At 61.7% G+C, this 549-nt stretch carries 1 pseudogene; it reads left to right on the forward strand.

Annotated features, from left to right (window positions below):
• Positions 1-549: pseudogene (locus T281_RS17210) on the forward strand (IS630 family transposase); the annotation flags it as partial.

The raw sequence follows: 549 nt of genomic DNA on the forward strand, positions 1-549 counted from the left end.
GCGGCATGCGGATCGGCCGAAGCGGGCTCGACGTGTGGCTGAGGAAGCGCGGCTTCACCTTCAAAAAAAGACCGCGCACGCACTGGAGCAGGAGCGGGCCGACCTGTTGAAGCGCCGCCAGGCGTGGTTCGACAACCAGCCCGATCTCGACCCGGCGCGGTTGGTGTTCATCGATGAAACAGGGCTTTCCACGAAAATGGCCCGGTTGCGCGGACGCTCGTTGCGGGGACAGCGTTGCCGCGCCGGTATTCCCCACGGCCATTGGAAAACCACCACCTTCACGGGCGCGCTCAGGCTGTCAGGCATGACAGCGCCGATGGTGCTCGACGGAGCGATGAACGGTGAGGCGTTTCGCGCTTACGTCGAGCAGGTGCTTGCGCCGACCCTTGTCCGAGGCGATGTCGTTATCATGGACAACTTGCCCGCTCACAAGGCTGAAGGTGTCCGTCAGGCTATCGAAAACGCCGGGTGCCAGTTACTCTTCCTGCCGCCCTACAGTCCCGACTTCAACCCAATCGAAAAAGCCTTCTCGAAACTCAAAGCCCTTTT

The organism is Rhodomicrobium udaipurense JA643, from assembly GCF_000636015.1.
In the GTDB taxonomy this organism is placed as follows: Bacteria; Pseudomonadota; Alphaproteobacteria; order Rhizobiales; family Rhodomicrobiaceae; genus Rhodomicrobium; species Rhodomicrobium udaipurense.